Source organism: Rhodococcus sp. 05-339-2 (genome assembly GCF_002258965.1).
In the GTDB taxonomy this organism is placed as follows: Bacteria; Actinomycetota; Actinomycetes; order Mycobacteriales; family Mycobacteriaceae; genus Rhodococcoides.
This window is the reverse complement of record NZ_NOYW01000018.1, coordinates 508,216-529,680: the sequence shown is the minus strand read 5'-3', so window position 1 is coordinate 529,680 and position 21,465 is coordinate 508,216. Positions and strand designations below refer to the sequence as shown.

General features: G+C 65.0%; 23 protein-coding genes. 15 read left to right on the top strand and 8 right to left on the bottom strand.

Annotation, left to right across the window (positions count from 1 at the left end):
- Positions 1–73 precede the first annotated feature (73 nt).
- Positions 74–1,828 (top strand): ribonuclease J, encoded by a 1,755-nt coding sequence (locus CH273_RS20175; RefSeq protein ID WP_032397879.1) that lies wholly within the window; start codon positions 74–76, stop codon positions 1,826–1,828.
- A gap of 31 nt (positions 1,829–1,859) precedes the next feature.
- On the opposite strand, the gene CH273_RS20170 is transcribed toward CH273_RS20175, so the two are convergent.
- Complete coding sequence (locus CH273_RS20170) at positions 1,860–2,639, bottom strand: sulfite exporter TauE/SafE family protein (RefSeq protein WP_032397880.1); 780 nt, start codon at positions 2,637–2,639, stop codon at positions 1,860–1,862.
- Between the two features lie 79 nt (positions 2,640–2,718).
- Between CH273_RS20170 and CH273_RS20165 the strand changes: the two genes are divergently transcribed.
- Positions 2,719–3,342 (top strand): TIGR03085 family metal-binding protein, encoded by a 624-nt coding sequence (locus CH273_RS20165; RefSeq protein WP_032397881.1) that lies wholly within the window; start codon positions 2,719–2,721, stop codon positions 3,340–3,342.
- Positions 3,343–3,411: 69 nt separating this feature from the next.
- Positions 3,412–6,099 carry a DNA translocase FtsK gene (locus CH273_RS20160; protein WP_179275523.1) on the top strand — a complete coding sequence of 896 codons (2,688 nt, stop codon included), beginning with the start codon at positions 3,412–3,414 and terminating at the stop codon, positions 6,097–6,099.
- A gap of 86 nt (positions 6,100–6,185) precedes the next feature.
- Here CH273_RS20160 and CH273_RS20155 read toward each other — a convergent pair whose 3' ends face one another.
- Complete coding sequence (locus CH273_RS20155) at positions 6,186–6,470, bottom strand: YciI family protein (RefSeq protein WP_032397882.1); 285 nt, start codon at positions 6,468–6,470, stop codon at positions 6,186–6,188.
- Between the two features lie 41 nt (positions 6,471–6,511).
- Positions 6,512–7,099 (bottom strand): amino-acid N-acetyltransferase, encoded by a 588-nt coding sequence (locus CH273_RS20150; protein WP_230597007.1) that lies wholly within the window; start codon positions 7,097–7,099, stop codon positions 6,512–6,514.
- A gap of 140 nt (positions 7,100–7,239) precedes the next feature.
- On the opposite strand from CH273_RS20150, the gene pgsA reads away from it, so the two are divergent.
- The 5 genes from pgsA (at position 7,240) to CH273_RS27800 (ending at position 10,665) form a co-directional block, all read left to right on the top strand.
- Positions 7,240–7,932: a CDP-diacylglycerol--glycerol-3-phosphate 3-phosphatidyltransferase gene (gene pgsA, locus CH273_RS20145; RefSeq protein WP_371828394.1), complete on the top strand. Its 693-nt coding sequence runs from the start codon at positions 7,240–7,242 to the stop codon at positions 7,930–7,932.
- Positions 7,933–8,184: 252 nt separating this feature from the next.
- The gene (locus CH273_RS20140) at positions 8,185–8,526 is read left to right on the top strand and encodes a helix-turn-helix domain-containing protein (RefSeq protein ID WP_032397883.1); all 342 of its coding nucleotides are present in this window, start codon (positions 8,185–8,187) and stop codon (positions 8,524–8,526) included.
- A gap of 144 nt (positions 8,527–8,670) precedes the next feature.
- Complete coding sequence (locus tag CH273_RS20135) at positions 8,671–9,480, top strand: PspA/IM30 family protein (RefSeq protein WP_032397884.1); 810 nt, start codon at positions 8,671–8,673, stop codon at positions 9,478–9,480.
- 112 nt (positions 9,481–9,592) lie between these two features.
- Positions 9,593–10,393: a phage shock envelope stress response protein PspM gene (pspM, locus tag CH273_RS20130; RefSeq protein ID WP_179275535.1), complete on the top strand. Its 801-nt coding sequence runs from the start codon at positions 9,593–9,595 to the stop codon at positions 10,391–10,393.
- A gap of 98 nt (positions 10,394–10,491) precedes the next feature.
- Positions 10,492–10,665, top strand: a complete 174-nt coding sequence (locus CH273_RS27800; RefSeq protein ID WP_032398397.1) for a hypothetical protein — start codon at positions 10,492–10,494, stop codon at positions 10,663–10,665.
- Positions 10,666–10,683: 18 nt separating this feature from the next.
- Here the strand turns inward: CH273_RS27800 and CH273_RS20120 are convergent, their stop codons facing one another.
- Positions 10,684–11,580, bottom strand: a complete 897-nt coding sequence (locus CH273_RS20120) for a diacylglycerol kinase (protein ID WP_032397885.1) — start codon at positions 11,578–11,580, stop codon at positions 10,684–10,686.
- Between the two features lie 265 nt (positions 11,581–11,845).
- Here CH273_RS20120 and CH273_RS20115 point away from each other — a divergent pair, with 265 nt between their 5' ends.
- From CH273_RS20115 to CH273_RS20095, 5 genes are all read left to right on the top strand, one after another.
- Positions 11,846–12,442, top strand: coding sequence for a TetR/AcrR family transcriptional regulator (locus tag CH273_RS20115; RefSeq protein WP_052050488.1), 597 nt, complete (start codon positions 11,846–11,848; stop codon positions 12,440–12,442).
- 124 nt (positions 12,443–12,566) lie between these two features.
- Positions 12,567–13,739, top strand: a complete 1,173-nt coding sequence (locus tag CH273_RS20110) for a glycosyltransferase (protein WP_032398399.1) — start codon at positions 12,567–12,569, stop codon at positions 13,737–13,739.
- A gap of 10 nt (positions 13,740–13,749) precedes the next feature.
- Positions 13,750–13,941: a DUF3046 domain-containing protein gene (locus tag CH273_RS20105; protein ID WP_032397886.1), complete on the top strand. Its 192-nt coding sequence runs from the start codon at positions 13,750–13,752 to the stop codon at positions 13,939–13,941.
- A gap of 194 nt (positions 13,942–14,135) precedes the next feature.
- Complete coding sequence (recA, locus tag CH273_RS20100; RefSeq protein ID WP_008716921.1) at positions 14,136–15,173, top strand: recombinase RecA; 1,038 nt, start codon at positions 14,136–14,138, stop codon at positions 15,171–15,173.
- Between the two features lie 12 nt (positions 15,174–15,185).
- Positions 15,186–15,737, top strand: a complete 552-nt coding sequence (locus tag CH273_RS20095; protein ID WP_032397887.1) for a regulatory protein RecX — start codon at positions 15,186–15,188, stop codon at positions 15,735–15,737.
- 89 nt (positions 15,738–15,826) lie between these two features.
- Here the strand turns inward: CH273_RS20095 and CH273_RS20090 are convergent, their stop codons facing one another.
- The 4 genes from CH273_RS20090 to CH273_RS20075 form a co-directional block, all read right to left on the bottom strand.
- On the bottom strand, positions 15,827–16,699 hold the full coding sequence (locus tag CH273_RS20090) for an amino acid ABC transporter permease (RefSeq protein WP_032397888.1): 873 nt from the start codon (positions 16,697–16,699) through the stop codon (positions 15,827–15,829).
- Complete coding sequence (locus CH273_RS20085; RefSeq protein WP_032377154.1) at positions 16,699–17,376, bottom strand: amino acid ABC transporter permease; 678 nt, start codon at positions 17,374–17,376, stop codon at positions 16,699–16,701. Before CH273_RS20085 ends, CH273_RS20090 begins: the two co-directional genes overlap by 1 nt.
- Positions 17,377–17,461: 85 nt before the next feature.
- Entirely contained in the window at positions 17,462–18,295 is an 834-nt protein-coding gene (locus CH273_RS20080) for a glutamate ABC transporter substrate-binding protein (protein ID WP_045195442.1), read from the bottom strand.
- A 53-nt stretch (positions 18,296–18,348) separates the two neighbouring features.
- Complete coding sequence (locus tag CH273_RS20075; protein ID WP_170944851.1) at positions 18,349–19,077, bottom strand: amino acid ABC transporter ATP-binding protein; 729 nt, start codon at positions 19,075–19,077, stop codon at positions 18,349–18,351.
- 282 nt (positions 19,078–19,359) lie between these two features.
- On the opposite strand from CH273_RS20075, the gene miaB reads away from it, so the two are divergent.
- Together miaB and CH273_RS20065 are read left to right on the top strand one after the other, a co-directional pair.
- Positions 19,360–20,877 (top strand): tRNA (N6-isopentenyl adenosine(37)-C2)-methylthiotransferase MiaB, encoded by a 1,518-nt coding sequence (gene miaB, locus CH273_RS20070; RefSeq protein WP_082073983.1) that lies wholly within the window; start codon positions 19,360–19,362, stop codon positions 20,875–20,877.
- A complete protein-coding gene (locus CH273_RS20065) occupies positions 20,874–21,461 on the top strand; it encodes an Rv2732c family membrane protein (protein ID WP_032398401.1) in 588 nt (195 codons plus the stop codon). Before miaB ends, CH273_RS20065 begins: the two co-directional genes overlap by 4 nt.
- Positions 21,462–21,465 lie beyond the last annotated feature (4 nt).

Here is a 21,465-nt window from a genome sequence, read left to right as displayed (position 1 = left end):
AAACGCCGGACCTCCCTCCGAGCGTCCGGCCCCGAAGCAGGGCCAACCGGCAGGATCCCGCCAGGGCAAGCCGATGGTGCAGAACTCTGCGCGCACTCAGCGTCCCGACAAGCGTCGTGAATTCGATCCGACGGAGCGCCTCGGCACACCGCCGAAGGCCCCGTTCAAGGGCCTTCGGGTGGTCGCACTCGGCGGCATCGGAGAAATCGGTCGCAACATGACGGTGTTCGAGCATCAGGGAAAGATGCTGATCATCGACTGCGGCGTGCTCTTTCCCGAGGACCAGCAGCCCGGCGTCGACCTGATCCTGCCCGACTTCCGCCACATCGAGAATCGCATGGCCGACGTCGAGGCAGTGGTCCTGACGCACGGTCACGAGGACCACATCGGAGCAGTGCCGTTCCTGCTGCGTCTGCGTCCCGACCTGCCCGTCGTCGGATCCAAGTTCACCCTCGCACTCGTCGCGGCCAAGTGCCGTGAGCATCGCTTGCGTCCCAACCTCGTCGAGGTCATCGAGGGCCAGCACACCCAGCACGGTCCGTTCGACTGCGAGTACTTCGCGGTGAACCACTCGATTCCCGATGCGCTTGCCATCGCCATCAGGACCGACGCCGGTCTGGTGCTGCACACCGGTGACATCAAGCTCGATCAGCTGCCGCTCGACGGTCGCCTGACCGACCTGGCCGGCTTCTCACGGCTCGGCGACGAGGGCGTCGACCTGTTTCTGGTCGACTCCACCAATGCCGAGGTGCCCGGATTCGTCACGCCGGAACGTGAGATCGGCGGAGTGCTCGACACCGTCATCGGCAAGGCGAAGCAGCGCGTCATCGTCGCGTCGTTCGCCAGTCACGTGCACCGCATCCAGCAGGTCATCGACGTAGCCGAGCGGTACAACCGCCGAGTGGCATTCGTCGGGCGGTCGATGGTCCGCAACATGCAGATCGCTCAGGACCTCGGTTACCTGCGTGTGCCCGACGGCCTCGAGGTCAATGTCGACACGGCCGCAACACTTCCCGACGACCGGTTGGTGCTCATCTCCACCGGCTCGCAGGGCGAGCCGTTGTCGGCGCTGTCCCGGATGGCTCGCGGCGAGCACCGCCAGATCAACGTCAAGGCGAACGACCTCGTGGTGCTGGCGTCCTCGCTGATTCCGGGTAACGAGAACTCGGTGTTCGCAGTGGTCAACGGCCTCGCCAAGCGAGGTGCCACCGTCGTGACGCAGCAGAACGCGAAGGTCCACGTCTCGGGCCACGCCTCGGCGGGTGAGCTGCTGTACCTCTACAACGCGGTACGGCCCACCAATGCCATGCCGGTACACGGCGAGTGGCGTCACCTGCGCGCCAACGCGGCGCTGGCCAAGGCGACGGGTGTTCCCGAGGACCGCGTGGTGCTGGCCGAGGACGGCGTGGTGGTCGACATGGTCGACGGTCTCGCCGAGATCGTCGGACAGGTGCCCGTGGGGCATGTGTACGTCGACGGCCTCTCGGTCGGTGACGTCGGCGATTCGACGCTCTCCGATCGATTGGTACTGGGCGAGGGCGGATTCATCGCGATCAGCGTTGCCGTCGACTCGGCCACCGGACGTGCGGTGACCGCACCCGAGGTGTCCGGTCGCGGGTTCTCCGACGATCCGGCCGCACTCAAGGAGGCCGGTCAACTCGTCGAGTCGGAGTTGCAGCGGTTGGCCTCCGACAACGTGTCCGATACGCATCGCATCGCGCAGGCCGTGCGCCGCGTGGTCGGTCGGTGGGTGGCGGACAAGTATCGCCGCAAGCCGATGATCGTTCCGACGATCATCGCGGTCAAGCCGCAGCCGCAGTCGAACTAGGCACGCCCGCAGCCGAACCGGACGCGATCGGCTAGACGAGCAGTCGCCAGAGTCCGATCAGACCGAGAACGACGATGGCACCACGCAGGGCCGCCGGCGAGAGCCGGCGGCCGTAGCGTGCTCCGACGGCTCCACCGATCAGAGAGCCGACCGCGATCAGTCCGGCTGCCTGCCAACTGATGTCGTCGAATCGAAAGATCGTGTACGTCACCGCCGCAACGACATTGACGACCAGTGACAGCAGATTCTTGGCGGCGTTCATCCGCTGCATGGTTTCGGGGAGCAGCGCCCCCATCACTCCGATGAGCAGAATTCCCTGTGCGGCAGTGAAATAGCCGCCGTAGATGCCGACCAGCAGAGTGCCTCCGGTGACCAACGCCATCCTGGTGCGACCGATGTGGTTCGCGGCCTTGCCCGCGGCCTCCGATCGACGCTTCGCCCAGGCCTGGATTCTCGGTTGTGCGACAACGAGGATCAGCGCGCCGATGAGCAACACCGGAACCACCGCGGCGAACACCGTTTCGGGCAGGTGCAGCAGCAGCCAGGCCCCGCCGAGTGCTCCGAAGAACGAGGCAGGCAACTGCCATCGCAGTCGATGCCACTGTCCGCGCAGCTCGCGGCGATAGCCCCACGTACCCGAGACACTTCCCGCGACCAGTCCCACCGCATTGGACATGGTGGCAACCACCGGGGGATAGCCGAATGCGACCAACGTCGGAAACGTGATCAACGTCCCGGAGCCGACGACGGCGTTGATGGCTCCGGCTCCGAACCCGGCGAGCAGGATGACGAGAATTTCCGATACCGGCACTGTTGGGAGGTTACCCAGGCAAAGGGTGGTATCCCGCGGCAGGATGCCGCTGGTTCCGTCTGGCCGTAGCCTGGAGCACGTGAGCCTTGCCCAGGATGAACGTTCCCAACTGGTCCAGACCCTTCTCGACGTGGGTCCCGATGCGCCGACGCTGTGCGGTGAGTGGACAGCGGCCGATCTGGCGGCGCATCTCGTCGTTCGGGAGCGACGCCTGGACGCCTCGCCGGGCATATTTCTGTCTCCGCTCGCGGGGTACACGGCGCGGGTTCAGCGATCCGTGGCGAACAAGCCGTTCGCCGCCGTGGTGGAGGACGTTCGGACCGGGCCGCCCATGTGGTCACCGTTCGCACTGCTGGACCCGTTGATCAACCTCGGTGAGATGTTCGTTCATCACGAGGATCTGCGCCGGGCAGGGGAGAATTGGACTCGGCGAGTGTTGCCCACAGCCGTGGAGACCCGACTGTGGACGCAGGTCCGTTTGGTGGGTCGGGGCGGTCATCGCTCGTCACCCGTACCGGTTCACGTACGCACACCCGATGGGCGACGGGCAACGTTCAAGGGCGGGTCCGGCCCCGGCGTGACCGTGGTGGGGGAGCCGTCGGAACTGCTGCTCTACGCATTCGGACGCGACCGGATCGAGGTTCTGTACGAGGGTTCGGCAGACGATGTCGCTGTCGTGAAGGCACTCGATCTGAGCTTCTGACACATTCGGCTCCGCTGTTACTGGTGTTGCGGATGGTTTCGACGGGGCTGTTGCGACTAGCCTGGGGGCATGGCAGGAAAGACCAGCACCTCCACCGCCAGGGCCGGGTCCAGTGGATCCGGCTCCTCGCGCGCGTCCGGCACCGCCCGTAAATCCGGTGGCGGCCGCACCGCGCGCACCGTCACCACGCCCAAGAAGCCCACCGCGCCGCGCAACCCGGCGACCTCCCGTGCGAACGCATCCTCGCGCGGCAAGGGGCCCGCCAGGGGTGCGTCTACGGCTCGGCGGCCTGCGGCGAAGAAGAAGTCACGCGGTGCTCTCGATGCGATCGGCCGGGGCATCGCGTCCACCTGGTCGATGGCGGCACGCGGAGTCGGTGCCACGACTCGGACGGTGAGCAAGGCAGCTGACATCGAGCACGGCCACCGCCGTGACGGCATCGCGCTCGGACTGATCGCCGTCAGCGTGGTCGTCGCCGCGAGTGTCTGGTTGAGCGCCGGGGGACCGGTCGGTGAATGGATAGAGGTGGGCATCCGCGCCGTCATCGGCGAAGCCGGCTACGTCGCGCCCGTGCTCGGTGTCGCGATCGCCGTTGTTCTGATGCGGTCCGAACCGCATCCCGAGGTACGACCGCGACTGGTCCTGGGCTCGATCCTGCTCGGTCTGCCGATCCTCGGACTGTGGCACATGGCCGCCGGTTCACCGACCGATGCCGCCGGCCGATCCGAGGGCGCAGGCTTCGTCGGCTACGTAGCGGGCGGACCCATCGCCGACGGCCTCACCGTGTGGCTGGCTGTGCCGCTGCTGCTGCTCGCCGGTCTGTTCGGAGTACTCCTGCTCACCGGCACCACCGTGCGCGACGTGCCGGATCGGATGCGAGCACTGTTCGGCACAGACAGTCGCGGTGACGAATACGACGAGTACGACCCGGCCGACTTCGGCTCCGAGTTCGGGGACGAGGGCTACGGCGACTACGACAGCAACTTCGACGCCGACGGCTACCCGGTCCACGGCAGCGCGGACCCGTACGACAACTACCCGACCGAGGAGTACATCCCGGTCACCAAGCCGCCCCGCGCGCGCAAGACCCCGCCACCCGAGGCGGCCACCGAGGTCATCGTGCCCGACGCGGCTGTCCCCGCACCTGCCCCCGAGCCGGTCGCGGCCCCACGACCCAAGCCCAAGCCGATCGTCAAAGCGGCCGAACCGAAGCAGGCAGCCGAGGACGACAAGATCGTCGTCGATCGAGTCGTCGACGGCGATTACACGCTTCCGTCGCTGTCGCTGCTGATCGACGGTGATCCGCCCAAGACCCGCAGCCAGGCCAACGACGCCATGATCGAGGCGATCTCCGAGGTACTCGAACAGTTCAAGATCGATGCCGCGGTCACCGGTTTCACCCGCGGGCCCACGGTCACTCGCTACGAGGTGGAGCTCGGACCCGGCGTCAAGGTCGAGAAGATCACCGCGCTCGCACGCAACATCGCCTATGCCGTCGCCACCGACAACGTTCGCCTGCTCGCGCCGATCCCCGGGAAGTCCGCGGTCGGTATCGAGGTACCCAACTCGGACCGGGAGATGGTCCGCCTGGCGGACGTGCTGACCGCGCCGTCGACCCGCAAGGATCACCATCCGTTGGTGATCGGACTGGGCAAGGACATCGAGGGCGACTTCGTCAGTGCCAATCTCGCGAAGATGCCGCACTTGCTGGTGGCCGGATCCACCGGTTCCGGTAAGTCGAGCTTCGTGAACTCGATGCTCGTCTCACTGCTCGCGCGGGCGACGCCGGACGAGGTTCGGATGATCCTGATCGACCCGAAGATGGTCGAGCTCACGCCTTACGAGGGCATTCCGCACCTGATCACTCCGATCATCACGCAGCCCAAGAAGGCTGCCGCGGCGTTGGCCTGGCTCGTCGAGGAGATGGAGCAGCGCTACCAGGACATGCAGATCAACAAGGTCCGCCACATCGACGACTTCAACAAGAAGGTGCGTTCCGGCGAGATCACCGCACCCCTCGGCAGCGAGCGCGTCTATCGGCCTTATCCCTACATCCTCGCGATCGTCGACGAGTTGGCCGACCTGATGATGACCGCTCCCCGCGACGTCGAGGAAGCGATCGTGCGGATAACGCAGAAGGCCCGCGCCGCCGGTATCCACCTGGTGCTCGCCACCCAGCGACCCTCGGTCGACGTCGTGACCGGTCTGATCAAGACGAACGTCCCGTCCCGTCTGGCCTTCGCGACCTCGTCCCTGACCGACTCTCGCGTAATCCTGGATCAGCCGGGTGCGGAGAAGCTGATCGGTATGGGTGACGCTTTGTTCCTGCCGATGGGTGCGGGCAAGCCGACACGTCTACAGGGTGCGTTCATCACCGACGAGGAAATCGCGGCAGTCGTCGACTTCGCCAAGAATCAGGCGGAGCCGGAGTACAACGACACCGTCACCGCAGCGAAGGTCTCGGACAAGAAGGATGTCGACCCCGACATCGGCGACGACCTCGACGTGCTGTTGCAGGCGGTCGAGTTGGTCGTGACGAGTCAGTTCGGTTCGACGTCGATGTTGCAGCGAAAATTGCGAGTCGGATTCGCCAAGGCCGGGCGATTGATGGATCTGATGGAGAACCGCGGGGTGGTCGGCCCGAGCGAGGGATCGAAGGCCCGCGAGGTGCTCGTCAAGCCGGACGAGCTCGACGGTCTGCTGTGGTCGATCAAGGGCGGCGACCCGGACGAGCAGCCCGCGTCGGACGAGTTCTGAGCGCTCCCCGGTCCCGGGTGAATGGACCACTGCAGCCGTCTGGGCGGTGCAAGGGTCCATTCACCCGAACCGGGTGAGCGGGCCGATCAGGACGTGAAGGTCCCCATGACGGGCGTCCACTCGTGGAACGTCGCCGTCTCGATGAGGTTCTCCACCGCGAAAGGGTCCTGGGCGAACAGCGTTTCGACGGTGGCGGCATCCGGTCCCTCGACCAGCAGCAGCGCCCCGCTGCCGTCGGCGTACGGTCCGCTCGACACCAGGGTCTTCCGGTCGAGCAGATCGGCCAGCCAGGCGCGATGTGCCGCGCGATGGGTGTCGCGTCCCTCCGTGGTGGCGGGGGAGTAGGTGTATGTGACGGCGATCAGGGGCATGGAGCTCTCTTCCGGATTCGAGGATTGATACCGGAATTCTGTCAGAGCGAGAGCAGCATCCGCGTGTTGCCCAGAGTGTTCGGTTTGACGTAGCTAAGGTCCAGGAATTCGGCCACGCCGGTGTCGTACGACCGGCACATCTCCGCGTAGACCTCCGCCGTGACCGGGGTTCCGTCGATCTCGGCGAACCCGTGTCGGGAGAAGAAATCCACCTCGAAGGTCAGCACGAACACCTTCTGCAGTGCCAGCTCACGAGCGACCTCGATCAGTTTTGCGACGATCAGGTGGCCTGCGCCGTGCCCCTTCGCCGCAGGATCGACGGCCACCGTGCGAACTTCGCCCAGATCGGCCCACAGCACGTGCAACGCACCGCAGCCGATGATCTCACCGTCACGTTCGGCGATCCAGAACTCCTGCACCGCCTCGTAGAGGGTGACGAGGTTCTTCTCGAGCAGGATGCGTCCTGCGTAGATGTCGATCAAACGTTTGATCTCGGGGATGTCGGAGGTCCTGGCTCGACGCACGACGAGGGTGCCGTCGTTCACGGAGCCACGGTCCGCGAGGTCGGAATGCACGTCGGATTCGGGGTCTGCGATGTCGCGACTCGCCCGATTCGGCCCAGAAGTCATGGGGTGAACAGTAGTCAGTCCCTCAACCGATAAACTTTCCGTGTGTCGCTTCTGCAGCTGTGTCCCCGTCTCGGCGGATCGGTGCTGCGCAACAGCGGACATACGAGCCGGTACGTCGTCGACGGCTCGCGGGTGTGCCGATGACCGGGCCGGTTGCGCCCGATCACGGCGTTCCGTCCAGCGGTGAGATTTCCGGCAACCGCGCCTCCGGACCGGATGATGCTCCGCGCACGACGGGACTGCCCCACAGCAACGCTGTCGCCGGCGGCCCGGACGAAGTGCCGTTGCTCAATATCGCGAACGTTCTCACGGTGCTCCGGATCGCACTGGTTCCGGTCTTTCTCGCAGCGCTGTTCGTCGGCGGCGGCCACGACACCTCCTGGCGGCTGACCGCGACCGCGATCTTCGCCGCCGCTGCCATCACCGACCGGATCGACGGCCAGCTGGCCCGCAAGTACGGTCTCGTCACCGACTTCGGGAAGATGGCCGACCCCATCGCCGACAAGGCGTTGATCGGCGCCGCGCTCGTCGGGCTGTCGATGTTGGGCGACCTGTCGTGGTGGGTGACGGTGATCATCGGAGTGCGAGAAATCGGCATCACCGCAGTGCGGTTCGCCGTCATCCGCCACGGCGTCATACCCGCAGGCCGCGGCGGCAAGGTCAAGACACTGGTGCAGACGTTCGCGATTGGGGTGTACCTGTGCCCGCTGCCGAGTGTCGTCGACCCGTTCGCCGTTGCCTTGATGGCGCTGGCGGTACTGCTCACCGTGTACACCGGCCTGGACTACGTGGTGCAGGCCGTTCGCCTGCGCCGAGGCGTGTCCTCGACGTGAATCGCTCCGACGTGCCCTCCGCAGCGGCTGTGTGGCGCGCGGGCGAGCAGGATGAGGATTCGGCGGGATACAGTCTTGGGAGCCGTGTCGGAGCAGCTTCGGCACGTGTTGGAGTGAACGGGCATATAGGGTCGGGAACCAATCGGACCGGCTGGGACGTTGAACATCGTGACGGCTCCGGACGAACGAGATATGAACGTTGTCGTCCCGACGGCACAGTCGTCGGCACGAACACCAACGAGGAGGAGCGAGATGGCGCTGCTATTGCGTGAAGCACTCGGCGACAGTTTGCGGCGTACTCGCGTCGCACAGAGCCGAACCCTGCGTGAAGTCTCGAACACCGCACGCGTGAGCCTCGGATACCTTTCCGAGGTGGAACGCGGTCGCAAGGAGGCATCGAGCGAACTCCTCGCCGCGATCTGCGACGCACTCGCCGTCCCGCTCTCGGACGTCATGAGCGATGTCAGTGTGACGCTGTCCGACGCCTCCACCGCCGCAGCGCGGCTCGACGAGGCAGCGGTCGCCACCCGTATCGACGGCGATACTCGCGTCGTGATTCCGGCACCTGCTGCCAGAGCTCTCGCCGCCGCCTAAGATCGGAAAAGCAACCAGTTTCCACTCCTGACCCAGATCACGCACCCGACTTTCACAGCACGGACAGGTTCATTTCGGTCACTGCGAGAGCAGCCGACCCGTACGCGGCCACCGCGGCGCAACAGATGGAGGCAGGACCACCCCATGGCTAATCCTTTCGTCAAAGCCTGGAAGTACATGATGGCGCTCTTCAATTCCAAGATCGACGAGAAGGCCGACCCCAAAGTTCAGATTCAGCAGGCGATCGAGGACGCACAGCGCCAGCATCAGGCTCTGTCCCAGCAGGCCGCGTCCGTCATCGGTAATCAGCGCCAGCTCGAGATGAAGCTCAGCCGGCAGCTGGACGAGGTCGAGAAGCTCAATGCGAACGCTCGGCAAGCGGTGACGCTGGCCGATCAGGCCGCCACCGCGGGCGACATCGAGAAGGCCACGCAGTACACGAACGCCGCCGAGGCCTTCGCCGCGCAGCTGGTGACCGCCGAGCAGAGCGTCGAGGATCTCAAGGTCCTGCACGATCAGTCGCTGCAGGCGGCCACTCAGGCCAAGAAGGCCGTCGAGCAGAACGCCATGGCCCTGCAGTCGAAGGTCGCCGAACGCACCAAGCTGCTCAGCCAGCTCGAGCAGGCGAAGATGCAGGAGAAAGTCAGCGAATCCCTTCGGTCGATGGACAGCACCCTGTCCGCGCCCGGCAACACCCCGAGCCTCGACGCCGTCCGGGACAAGATCGAACGTCGCTACGCAGACGCCCTTGGATCGGCGGAGCTGGCTCAGAACTCGGTCTCCGGTCGCATGATGGAGGTCCAGCAGGCATCCGTGCAGATGGCGGGCCACAGCCGCCTCGAGCAGATCCGCGCTTCGATGGCAGGCGACTCGCTGCCGTCGGGAAATGCCACGGCGAAGCCGTCGATTGCCAAGTCCCCGGACGCGACGCCCGAGCCCCCGGCTCAGGCGTAGATCGACCTGACGAACAACTCGGTCGTCCGACAGCAGCGCCGAGATGGGTAGAAGAGATCACGAATCCGGCCGGTCGCGTAAGCGGCCGGCCGTTTCGCTCGATCGAGAATCCTTGACCACCGCCGTCTCCGAGTCCGGTGCAGTGGTCAGATCTCTGGCGGAGTCCGCTCGAAGTGTCGGTACCTCGATCCTCGACGCCGCCGGCCGTCGGAAAGACCCCCGTGTCAAGCATCTGAAGAAGATTCGCCGTGCCAGAAGACGCGGAATCAGGTTCGGTGCTGCGTCCACGACGACAGCGGTGGGAACCGCGGGGATGGCCGTGCTGTCGGCTCCGGAGTGGACTCTGTTCGTGGGCGGCGGTGGTGCTGCCCTCATGGCGGTACCGGCGGCATTCGCGGTGACGCGGCTGCGGCGTCTTCGCGCCCAACCGGTCCCCGTCGGCCTGCCCACCAAGCGCGTGTCGCCGCAGCGCGGATCCGCCGCGTACGAGTCGATGGCCCGACTGGCCGGTGCCGAGCAGAGTCTGTTCGAGCTGCTGGGGATCCTCGCGAGGTCCGAGACGATCGGTACCGACGACGTCGAGGAGATGATCGGGGTTACTTCCGATGCGGCCCGCGGTCTCGAAGGAGTTGCTGTCGACATCGCTGCTCTGGAACGTGCGGGGGCGGCGAGCGCTGTGACCCGCGAGCACCTCCGCGGCGCAATAGCCTCGGCGGCAGCCGAACTCGCGACCGGGGTCGATCAGTACGAGCAGCTCGTCGCCGCGGCCGCGCGGATGACCGGCCCCGCCGGACCAGCGTCGACGACGGTCGTGGAATCGCACCGACGTGAGCTGTTGTCGGCGACGGATCGACTGCAGGGATGGGCCGAGGCACTCACCGAAATCGATCAGATCCGGTCGCGGCACCGCTGAGACAATTCAGGGTTCACCCCGATGTGTTCGTCGCGGCCGGATGCCAGGATCGACGTACGCGATACGACACGGTGCGCGGCGACACGGTAGGAGCACTCATGTTCTGGAAGATTCTGGGATTCATCGTTCTGATCTGGATTGCGCTCGCGCTTCTGGGCAGCATCATCAAGGGTCTGTTCTGGCTGGTGGTGGCAGGCGCGATCGTGATGGGACTGGTGTGGCTGTACAAGGCGATCGCCTCCGACAACGATCGCTCGTCGCTGAAGTTCTGACGCCGATGCGGTGTTCCGTCACCCGAGAGCAGCAGAGCCCTGCTCGACGAACACCCGAAGGGCCCGCGGTATGCAGCGTGCCGTGACGGGTAGTTCCGCGACACGTTCCCCGTCGGCGTAGGCGACGATTCCGTCGCACCGCAAGGTGACCTGCGTCGAGGTGTACGTGTCGACCTCCGGTAAGTCGATGTGTGTTCCCCGATAGAGAGTCGGCGACAGTCCGAGCAGGCGCGTCCGACTCGCCCCGCGAACGACGGTGACATCGAGCAGACCGTCGTCCACTCGCGCGGCAGGGCACACGGCCATACCGCCTCCGTAACTCCTGCCGTTTCCGACCGCGACCAAGGTGGCATCGAGTCGAAGTTCGGCATCGTCGAGTTCTATGACGTACGGGAGCTTCGTGAGTGACGCCAGCTGTAGCACCATGGCCGCGTTGTACCGGAGAGGTCCGCGCGGCCAGCGCAGTCGCTTGGCCCTCTCGGTGACCAGCGAGTCGAAACCACTGGACAGGACGGTGGTGAACCATCGGTCGCCGATCCGTCCGAGATCGATTGCGCGCGTGAGGTTGTCGGCGACGATGTCGGCTGCGTGGGCAGCGTCGTCGCGAGGTAGTCCCAGGGTTCGGGCCAGGTCGTTGCCGGTGCCTGCCGGGATCAGGCCCATCGGAACGTCGGTGCCGGCGAGCACTTGAACGACGAGATTGACGAGCCCGTCGCCGCCGACGGCGACCACGGCGTCCGTACCGCTGCCGACGGCCTTCTCGAGCAATGACAATGCATCCCCCGGCGTGCGGCCTTCGATGGTCGTGACGTGAAGTTCTCGCTCCCGCAAGCGCGCCACGGCGCACCGCCCGGCGTGGCCCGCGCGACCACCGCCGGCCATCGGATTGGTCAACACCGTCACCGATCGGGTCATGGTCGCAACGATTCGTCGATCACATCGATCAGCTTGCCAGGGTCGACGGTTCCCGTGGTGGTGACCGAGGCGATTCGCAGCGGTATGCCTCCGGCGTACGTTGTTCGGGCGTGTGGCCGGTGATTTCGGGGCCGAAGGTGCGTGTAACCGTGAGGTACTGTAACGAAAGAGACTGTTATTGCTGGAAATACAGTCCTTTTGTCCGAACTACGAAGGGTGGCACGTGATCGAGCAGCCGGTGTCGAGTCCTGCCTCGTCCGAGCCCCTGCAGTCGCCGTCCCGAACAGAAGCTCCCGAGAAGTCGGTCGAAGACGCCGTTCTCGACGCGGCCCGGTCCTGCATCCTCGAACACGGCGTCAAGCGCACCACCTTGGCCGAAATCGCGCGCCGCGCCAAGGTCAGCAGGCCCACCGTGTACCGGCGATGGGCCGACACGCGAGCTGTGGTGTCGAGCCTGCTCACTCGTGAGATCGGTGCCCTGATTCCGAGTTTCGACGCCACCGCGTCGGCTCGCGATCAGATCGTCACTGCCGTGGGTGAAGTGGCCGACCGCATCCGACTCCATCCGTTGTTCGTGAAGATTCTACGTTCCGATTCCGACGTGCTGGCCACGTACATTCTTCATCGTCTCGGAACCAGTCAGTCGTTGATCATCGACGCGTTGTCTTCTCTGGTCGTTGCCGGACAACGTGATTGCTCGATTCGCGCAGGGGATCCCACGACGCTGGCCACGCTGGTGCTACTGATGGTGCAGTCCGCGGTGCAGTCCGCGGAGATGGTGTCCGAGCGCGTCTCGGGGACCGAGGTGACGCGTCAGATGGCGTACGCAGTGGACAGTTACCTGCGGCCCGAGAGTGCGTGAACGAGTCTGCGTCGACCGCGATCGGGACCGAGTGCACATTTCGCCGCTCGGGTTCGGGCCGGCTCTCCCGACCTGATCCCGGCACCCGTCGAGCGGTACGGCTCGAGTGTGGCACGCTGGGTTCGTGCGAGTAGCAGTGGTGGCCGGGCCCGATCCGGGGCATGCCTTTCCGGCGATCGCGCTGTCCCTGCTCTTCCGCGCGGCAGGCGACGAACCGATCCTCTTCACCGGTAGCCGCTGGGTGTCCGACGCGCACGCAGCGGGGCTGCGGGCGTTTCCGCTGGGTGGTCTTGCGCCGCGGCCGGAGGACGACGATCTCGACGCCGGACAACGTATCCATTCACGGGCGGCGTTCGTCTCGACCGAGTTGCTGCCCGACCTCGAGCGGGAGAACGTCGATCTCGTCGTGTCCGACATCCTGACCGCAGGGGGCGGCATGGCCGCGGAGCGGCTCGGGATCACCTGGGTGGAGCTCTCGCCCCATCCACTGTATTCGCCCTCGAAAGGGTTGCCTCCCATCGGAAGTGGCCTGGCTCCGGGTACCGGGGTTCGCGGCAGGTTGCGCGATACCGTGATGCGCGCGTTGACGGCACGCTCGATCGCTCAGGGACGAGCTCAGCGGTCCAGCGCACGGACGAGCATCGGGCTGCCTGCCGAGGATCCGGGCCCGGCTGCTCGGCTCGTCGCCACCATTCCTGCGCTCGAGGTGCGCCGTCCCGACTGGCCGGAGGACGCCCACGTGGTCGGCCCACTGCTGTGGGAACCGACGGACGACCTGCTCGACACTCCGGACGGCACGTCACCGCTGGTGATGGTCGCGCCGTCGACAGCCTTCACCGGGGCGGAGGGAATGCTCGAGATGGCGCTGAAAGGGTTGGAAGGCAGGGGAGTTCGGGTGGTGGCGTCCGTTCTCGACGGAGTTCCCGCCGTACTCCCGAACTGGGCGAACGCCGGTTTGGGCCGCCAGGACGAACTGCTGCGTCACGCCGATGTGGTGGTGTGCGGTGGTGGGCACGGAATGCTGGCCAAGGCGCTCATGCACGGCGTTCCGGTGGTGACCGTCCCGGGCGGTGGCGATCAGTGGGAGCTGGCCAACCGCGCCGCACGGCAGGGGAGTGCCGTCATCGTGCGACCCCCGACGCCGACCTCGATCGCCGACGCGGTGGCCCGCGTACTGTCCGATCCGCGCTTCGCCCGGGCGGCGGCGACGGCGGCGGACGGGGCGCAGTCCGTCGAGGATCCCGTGTCCGTCTGTCATCGGGTGCTCGACCGCAGCACTCCACGGCGCGGACGTTAGGGTTGTCGTTGTGCGTCTGACCGAATTTCGTGAACTGCTCACCGAGGAGTTCGGCTCCGTTCGTGGCGATTCGCTGCTGACCGATCACGTGCTGTCCGGTATCGGCCGAACCGGAGCGCAGGCCATCGAGGACGGCGTCGATCCACGGGAAGTGTGGCGGTCGATCTGCTACGAGTTCGATGTACCGAGAGAACGCTGGTAGTTCCCCAGGTCCTGTCGATCCTCTCGGCGTGTCGATTGCTGCGGTAGTTGACTCGAACACGTGTTCCCCTATGCTTGGGTCAACGGTTGCCGGTCGGTGTCGAGAAACTTCTTGTCGGTACCCCGATCTAGCGTTACCGACGACAAAGCTGATCGACACGACACAGCTGAACGACACGACACAGGGAGCTCACGATGGCTGCATACGATCGCGACAAAGCGCTCGATCTCGCACTCGCGCAGATCGACAAGAACTTCGGCAAGGGTTCGGTGATGCGCCTCGGTGACGAGGTCCGCCAGCCCATTGCCGTCATCCCCACGGGATCGATCGCGCTCGATGTGGCACTCGGCATCGGAGGGTTGCCGCGTGGACGTGTCATCGAGGTCTACGGTCCGGAATCCTCGGGTAAGACCACCGTCGCCCTGCATGCGGTGGCCAGTGCTCAGCGAGCAGGCGGCATCGCGGCCTTCATCGACGCCGAGCACGCTCTGGATCCGGACTACGCCAAGAAGCTCGGTGTCGACACCGATGCATTGCTGGTGTCGCAGCCCGATACCGGTGAACAGGCTCTCGAGATCGCCGACATGCTGATCCGTTCGGGTGCACTCGACATCCTCGTGATCGACTCCGTGGCGGCACTGGTACCGCGCGCCGAGATCGAGGGCGAGATGGGCGACAGTCACGTCGGTCTGCAGGCCCGCCTGATGAGCCAGGCGTTGCGCAAGATCACCGGCGCGATGAGCAACTCCGGTACCACCGTGATCTTCATCAACCAGCTGCGCGAGAAGATCGGCGTCATGTTCGGCTCTCCCGAAACCACCACCGGTGGTAAGGCATTGAAGTTCTATGCCTCGGTTCGCCTCGACATCCGCCGCATCGAGACCCTGAAGGACGGAACCGACGCCATCGGTAACCGCACCCGGGTCAAGGTGGTCAAGAACAAGGTTGCGCCGCCGTTCAAGCAGGCCGAGTTCGACATCATCTACGGCAAGGGCATCAGCCGCGAGGGCTCGTTGATCGACATGGGCGTCGAGCACGGCTTCATCCGCAAGTCGGGTTCGTGGTTCACCTACGAGGGTGACCAGCTCGGTCAGGGCAAGGAGAACGCCCGCAAGTTCATGCTCGAGAACCCCGACGTGCGGGACGAGATCGAGAAGAAGATCATGGAGAAGCTGCAGATCGGCGCGGACGTCACCGCGGAGGAGCCTGCAGCCGCTCCGGTGGACTTCTAACCTGTTGTCGCTGTGCAGCAGCGAGACGAGGGTGGCGGCACCGAGGCGCAGGCGAAAGATGTCTGCCTTCGGTTGCTGACCGACCGAGCGCGTAGCAGGCACGAACTCGAAGCAAATCTTGCGAAGAAGGGCTTCACTGCCGAGATCGCGAACGCCGTTCTCGACCGGCTCGAAAAGGCAAAGCTTGTCGACGACGAGTCCTTCGCGCAGCAATGGGTTCAATCCCGGCACAAGTACTCGGGCAAGGGTAAACGCGCACTGAGTATGGAGCTCCGCAACAAGGGAGTCAGTAACGAACTCGCTCTGCACGCACTGGATACGATCGATGCCGACGACGAACGTCAGCGCGCAGCCGAGCTGGTACGCAAGCGATTTCGCACACTGCAGTTGCCGGACTCGAGTGGGCCGGATGCCCGCGCAGAGCGTGACAAGGTTGTCCGAAAATTGGTCGGCATGCTCGCGCGCCGTGGCTACTCGCAGGGCATGGCGTTCGCGGTGGTCAAGGAGCAACTCGACCGCGCAGGTGCCGACACCGAAGGCTTCGACGGCCCAGACTCGATGTGATCGTCCACCTCGAGTAGGAGCCGTCGAGAAACAGTAAGGCCCGCAACACCATCGGTGTTGCGGGCCTTACTCGTTGCTCTCGATGGTGATCAGGCTGCCTGACCACCATCGAGAGCGGGAACCACGTCGGTCGCGCCGGCTTTGCGCTTACGCGAACGCAAACGACGTTCGACCACGGTGGCCAGCTTTGTCAACGCGGAGTTGATGATGATCATGATGACGGCGACGATGATCAGCGAGGGGAGGTAGTTGCTGTAGAACGCGCCTACCTGCTGACCGGAACGGACCACTTCGACGTACCCGATGACGTAACCGAGCGCCGAGTCCTTCAACGCCACAACCATCTGCGAAATGATCGCCGGAAGCATGGCGGTGACGGCCTGGGGGAGCAGAACCAGAAGCATGACCTGGCTCTTGCGCATTCCCAGCGCGGATGCAGCTTCCCGCTGCCCCTTGGGCAGTGAATTGACTCCCGCGCGAACGATTTCGGCGATGACCGATCCGTTGTACAGCGTCAGGCCGGTGACCACGGCCGCCAACGCCAGGTACTTGACCTTGAAGACCTCGTAATCGGCGTAGACCGCGTACAGGAAGATCATCAGAATCAGTACGGGTACTGCGCGGAACACCTCGACGATCGCGCCGCTGACGATCCGTACCGCGCGATGATCCGAGAGGCGGCCGATACCGAGGACGGCACCGAGGATCAGTGCGAACACGATCGAGAGCGCCGCTGCAACCAGCGTGCCCTGGATTCCGGGGATCAGATACGTGGTCCACGTGGTCGATTCGAGGAACGGATCCCACTTCTCGGCGGTCAACTGACCCTTGGAGTCGAGTGCTCGGTAGATGAGGAACGCGACGCCCAGCGAGACGACGGCAACGACCCCGGTCAGAATCCGGTAGCGCAGCACCGCTTTCGGGCCCGGAACGTCGTAGAGAACTGCTACTGCATCACTCATCATGACACCGCCAATCGCTTGCTGATGTAGCCGAACAGCAACCCGGTCGGGAGCGTCAGGATCATGAAACCGAGCGCGAAGATGCCGCCGACCACGAAGATCGCGGCCTCGTTCTCGATCATGTTCTTCATCAGGAACGACGCCTCGGCGACGCCGATGACCGATGCGATCGTCGTGTTCTTCGTCAGTGCGATCACGACACTGCCGAGCGGTCCGACCACGGCGCGGAACGCCTGTGGCAGAACGACGATGGAGATGTTCTGGGTGAACGTCATACCCAGTGAGCGGCCGGCCTCGGCCTGACCGACGGGGACCGTGTTGATTCCCGATCGCAGAGATTCTGCGACGAACGACGCGGTGTAGACACTCAGACCGAGGATTGCCAGGCGGAAGTTGTTGTCGTCGAGGAAGGTCGAGGACGATTCCGACGCGAGCGAGACACCCATGGTCTGGTACAGGCCGAACGAGGTGAACAGGATGATCAGGGTCAACGGGGTGTTACGGAAGATGGTGACGTACGTCGCGGCGATGCCACGCGCGATCGGGATGGGTGACACCCGCATCGCGGCAATGATCGTTCCGATGACCAGCGCGCCGACGAGGGATGCCAACGTCAGGTAGATGGTCGAGAGAAACGCGTCGATCAATTGATCGCCGTACTTGCTCAATAGGTTCACGGTGCTTGTTGATCCTCACGGCTCGGCGAGATCCAACCGTCGTGTTCCGCGCGCACGCGCTCGCGGAACACGACGAGAGGGTCGATCAGTAGCGGTCGACGGTGGGCGGGGTCGGCAGCGGGTAGCCCGATGCGCCCACGGTGTCGTTGAAGGCCTGCTCCCATGCACCGCTCGACACCATCTCCTCGATGGCGTCGTTGATCTGGTTACGTCCTTCGGTGTCGTCCTTGTTCAGGCCGATGCCGTAGTTCTCCGTGGTGAACGGCTCACCGACCACCTTGAACTGTCCGGGGGACTGAGCGGCGTAGCCGGCGAGGATGATGTCGTCGGTGGTCACCGCATCGACGGTGCCGTTGCGCAGCGCCTCGACGCATGCGGAGTACGTGTCGAACGGCTGCAGCTGCACGCCGGGGTACTCGTCGGCGATGTTCTGGGCCGGGGTGGAACCGGTGACCGAGCAGAGTCGCTTGCCGTCGTTGAGCGAATCGGCACCGGTGATGTCGGTGTTGTCCTCACGAACGAGCAACGACTGTCCCGCCACGAAGTACGGGCCGGCGAAACCGACCTTTTCCTTGCGGGTGTCGGTGATGGAGTAGGTGGCGACGATGTAGTCGACCTCGCCGTTCTCGATCAGAGTCTCGCGCTGCGCCGAGGGGGACTCCTTGAACTCGATGTTGGCCTCGTCGACACCGAGCTTGCCGGCGACGTACTTGGCCACCTCGACGTCGAAGCCGCTGAACGTGCCGTCGGGATTGCGCAGACCGAGACCGGGCTGGTCGAACTTGATGCCGACGATGAGGTTGCCGGACTCGGCGCTGCTCGAGATGGTGCGAGCTTCCTCTCCGCCGCCGCAGGCGGTGGCGACGATGGACAGAGCGGCGATGGCGACACCGAAGCGAAGCGGTCGGGTGATTCTCACAGTGAATGTCCTTAGGGATCGGTTCGGGTATTCGGGGTGAACGGTGAAGCGGGTCAGTGACCGAGGATCTTGCCGAGGAAGTCCTTGGCACGCTCGGACTTGGGCGACTTGAAGAAGGTCTCGGGATCGGTGTCCTCGACGACGGCTCCGTCGGCCATGAAGATGACGCGGTCGCCGGCCTTGCGGGCGAAGCCCATCTCGTGGGTGACGACGAGCATCGTCATGCCCTCCTTGGCGAGCGAGGTCATGACGTCGAGTACCTCGTTGACCATCTCGGGGTCGAGGGCCGAGGTCGGCTCGTCGAACAACATCACCTTGGGGTTCATGGCGAGAGATCGCGCGATGGCGACACGCTGCTGCTGACCACCGGAGAGCTGAGCGGGGTACTTGTCGGCCTGGTTGGCGATTCCCACGCGTTCGAGCAGAGCCAAGGCGCTCTTCTCGGCCTCGTCCTTCTTCTGCTTGCGTACCTTCATGGGCGCGAGCATGACGTTCTGCAGGATCGTCTTGTGCGCGAACAGGTTGAACGACTGGAACACCATGCCCACGTCGGCGCGCAGGGCCGCAAGGGCCTTGCCTTCCGCGGGAAGTAGATCTCCGTCGACCTCGATGGCACCGGAATCGATCGGCTCCAAGCGGTTGATCGTCCGGCACAGAGTCGACTTGCCCGAGCCGGAGGGGCCGACGACGATGACGACCTGACCGGCCGGCACTTCCAGGTTGATGTCCTTGAGGACGTGCAGATCACCGAAATGTTTGTCGACGGATTTGAGCGAGATCATCGAGGGCGCGCCCGGCGGGGGTGTCGATGCCGGCGCGTCGGTGGCGTGCGTCATAAGTCGAAACCCTATGCGTAGTTTCCTCGCCGACCGGTGTTTTCGCCCGTCATCTTCGATTATGTAATGGAAACTTTACTGTTGCCCCGCATCGGCCCTGCACAGTCTGTGGTGGAGCCCGCGACCCCGGCGGGCCGGTCGGTGCGATGGACGTACCCTGGAGGGGTGCAAACGAGTGTTTTTCCGACCGTGGACGTGGCCGATCACGGGAGTACCGATCCCGTCCCGGTGACGGACCCGTCGGCGTCGGTTCCCCGCAGCTACGAAGTGCGTACGCACGGATGCCAGATGAACGTCCACGATTCCGAGCGGTTGTCCGGGCTGCTCGAGGAAGCGGGCTACGTTCCGGCCGACGCAGGCACCGACGCAGATCTCGTCGTCTTCAACACCTGCGCGGTGCGCGAGAACGCCGACAACAAGCTGTACGGCAACCTCGGCATGTTGCGGCCCGCGAAGACGCGAAACCCCAACATGCAGATCGCGGTCGGTGGTTGCCTGGCGCAGAAGGATCGCAGCACCGTCGTCGAGAAGGCTCCGTGGGTCGACGTGGTCTTCGGAACCCACAACATCGGGTCGTTGCCGGTGTTGCTCGAGCGCGCCCGGCACAACGAACGGGCACAGGTCGAGATTCTCGAATCCCTCGAGGCCTTCCCGTCGACCCTGCCGGCGAAACGCGAATCGACATATGCGGGCTGGGTCTCGATCTCGGTGGGCTGCAACAACACCTGCACGTTCTGCATCGTCCCGGCCCTGCGCGGCAAGGAGATCGACCGCAGGCCGGGCGACATCCTCGCCGAGGTACAGGCTTTGGTGGATCAGGGTGTACTCGAGGTGACGCTGCTCGGCCAGAACGTCAATGCGTACGGTGCCTCGTTCGCCGATCCGGACATGCCTCGCGACCGCGGCGCGTTCGCGTCGCTGCTGACCGCATGCGGCTCGATCGAGGGTCTCGAGCGAGTGCGGTTCACCTCTCCGCACCCGGCCGAGTTCACCGACGACGTCATCGAGGCGATGGCGTCCACCCCGAACATCTGTCCCACCCTGCACATGCCGCTGCAATCCGGATCGGATCGCATCCTCAAGGCGATGCGCAGGTCCTACCGGCAGAGCAAGTTCCTGGGCATCATCGACAAGGTGCGCGCGGTCATGCCACACGCGGCCATCACCACCGACATCATCGTCGGCTTCCCCGGTGAGACCGATGAGGACTTCGAGCAGACGCTCGACGTGGTTCGGCGGGCGAAGTTCGCCAATGCCTACACCTTCCAGTACTCGAAGCGGCCGGGAACGCCTGCCGCCGAGATGCCCGATCAGATCCCCAAAGAGGTTGTGCAAGAACGGTATCTGCGATTGATCGCTCTGCAGGAAGAGATCGTTCTCGCTGCCAACCGAGAGTTGATCGGTACCGAGGTCGAACTGCTCGTCGCCACCGGTGAAGGTCGCAAGAACGCCGCGACGCATCGGATGAGCGGGCGAGCCAGGGACGGCCGACTCGTGCATTTCGCAGTCGACGCCGATCGCGTGAGCGAGATCCGCCCGGGCGACGTCGTCACCACCACGCTGACGGCCGCTGCGCCGTACCACCTCATCGCCGACGCCGGCGTGCTCACGCATCGCCGTACGGCAGCAGGAGACGCCCACGAACGCGGTGTGATGCCCAAGACGGCACCGATCGGCGTCGGCCTCGGACTTCCTTCGATCGGCGCACCGGCGCCGCTACCGGTAGAGACAGGATGCACCGCATGACAGACACAGACGGACCCGATCGCGTCGTACCCTCTCGATCCGCCGAGGAACTCGGGCGAACGGAGAGGGCGGTGATGACGGAGCTGGACCCGGGAGCGCGGGCCATGGTCGTGGCCGGGCTGGTGCTGGTCCTGTTGGTCACGTTCGCGTTGCCGCACACCGGATCGGCCAGCGGATTCGACGTGCTCACGGGTGGAGAAGCCGCAGTTGCCGAGTCCATCGCGCTGCCGTCACGCGTCTTCGTCGTGCTGGTGCTGACGTTCGGCGTGGTGATGTCGGTGCTCGCGCTCGTCACCCGTATCTGGGCGTTGGCCTGGGCCGCCCTCGCGGGATGTGCGGTGTCGTCGGTGTACGGGATGCTCTCGATCTGGACACGGCAGACCGTGCCGGACAACCTGCAGGGTGCCGGACCGGGAATCGGACTGATCATCGCGTGGATCGCCGTCATCGCGTTGACGTTCCATTGGCTCAAGGCCGTGTGGAACAAGACGAACGCCCAGCTCGCGGCCCAGGAGCAGCGACGCATCGCCGCTGCGTCGGGCGAACAGAAGCTGCGCCTGTGGGACGGCCACTCGGCCCCGTAGGTCC

Coding starts and splice junctions, on each gene's coding strand:
- recA (WP_008716921.1), top strand. CDS start 14,136: ATGGCTGCATACGATCGCGACAAAGCGCTCGATCTCGCACTCGCGCAG.
- CH273_RS20065 (WP_032398401.1), top strand. CDS start 20,874: ATGACAGACACAGACGGACCCGATCGCGTCGTACCCTCTCGATCCGCC.
- CH273_RS27800 (WP_032398397.1), top strand. CDS start 10,492: ATGTTCTGGAAGATTCTGGGATTCATCGTTCTGATCTGGATTGCGCTC.
- CH273_RS20175 (WP_032397879.1), top strand. CDS start 74: ATGGTGCAGAACTCTGCGCGCACTCAGCGTCCCGACAAGCGTCGTGAA.
- CH273_RS20155 (WP_032397882.1), bottom strand. CDS start 6,470: ATGCCCCTGATCGCCGTCACATACACCTACTCCCCCGCCACCACGGAG.
- CH273_RS20135 (WP_032397884.1), top strand. CDS start 8,671: ATGGCTAATCCTTTCGTCAAAGCCTGGAAGTACATGATGGCGCTCTTC.
- CH273_RS20075 (WP_170944851.1), bottom strand. CDS start 19,077: ATGATCTCGCTCAAATCCGTCGACAAACATTTCGGTGATCTGCACGTC.
- CH273_RS20090 (WP_032397888.1), bottom strand. CDS start 16,699: ATGAGTGATGCAGTAGCAGTTCTCTACGACGTTCCGGGCCCGAAAGCG.
- pgsA (WP_371828394.1), top strand. CDS start 7,240: ATGACCGGGCCGGTTGCGCCCGATCACGGCGTTCCGTCCAGCGGTGAG.
- CH273_RS20160 (WP_179275523.1), top strand. CDS start 3,412: ATGGCAGGAAAGACCAGCACCTCCACCGCCAGGGCCGGGTCCAGTGGA.
- CH273_RS20140 (WP_032397883.1), top strand. CDS start 8,185: ATGGCGCTGCTATTGCGTGAAGCACTCGGCGACAGTTTGCGGCGTACT.
- CH273_RS20150 (WP_230597007.1), bottom strand. CDS start 7,099: ATGACTTCTGGGCCGAATCGGGCGAGTCGCGACATCGCAGACCCCGAA.
- CH273_RS20120 (WP_032397885.1), bottom strand. CDS start 11,580: ATGACCCGATCGGTGACGGTGTTGACCAATCCGATGGCCGGCGGTGGT.